The organism is Nocardia tenerifensis NBRC 101015, assembly GCF_000308715.1.
Taxonomy (GTDB): Bacteria; Actinomycetota; Actinomycetes; order Mycobacteriales; family Mycobacteriaceae; genus Nocardia; species Nocardia tenerifensis.
Map to the genome: position 1 here is coordinate 1 of NZ_BAGH01000439.1, position 571 is coordinate 571.

The 571-nt window shown below is 63.0% G+C and carries 1 protein-coding gene; it reads right to left on the reverse strand.

The genetic code is table 11. The features are described 5' to 3' along the window. Nucleotides 1-30: 30 nt before the first annotated feature. Nucleotides 31-465 carry a GH-E family nuclease gene (locus tag ON39_RS33850; protein ID WP_040740321.1) on the reverse strand — a complete coding sequence of 145 codons (435 nt, stop codon included), beginning with the start codon at nt 463-465 and terminating at the stop codon, nt 31-33. Nucleotides 466-571: the final 106 nt, after the last annotated feature.

Below are 571 nucleotides of genomic sequence, written 5' to 3' on the forward strand. Positions count from 1 at the left end.
GGTTTGGCGGAGGCCCGGCCGTGCATCGATCTACTCCCAATCGTGGCTGGCGTTGCAGGAGCGGCATTCCAGCCGCAGGTTGACCAGGTTGTTGTATGCCGCTTTGGCTTCGGCGGTGGTGGCCACGGCCGCGGCTTTGAGGTGATCCCGCCATTTCTGTTTGTGGCCTAGTTCGATGCCGCTTTCCGTGCATCCGTTGCCGCAGGTCTCGCACTGGTAGATCCGCAACTGCCGCTGCGGATTCCACGGATCGGCCACCGCCTTGAACTGGCGGTGGCTGAGCATGAAGATCCGGGTGTCCCGGGTGGCGCGCAGCTGACCGGGATCGGTGTACCAGGTCGGCTTCGGTAGACCGGTGACGTAGGTGTCCACGGTGGCTTGGACGACTGCGGCGTCCGGAACCCAGGTGACATCGAACGAGATGTCCTCGGGCAGCGCGATCTGATTTTGGTAGCTAGCCCTCATCGGCTCGCCCCTTCTGAAGAGTACAGCGAAGGGTGGGTGCGCGCGTTCCCATCCAAGTGCCGATGATAGTGCGCCACAAGGTCATTCGGGCGCTTTCGATCGGAGC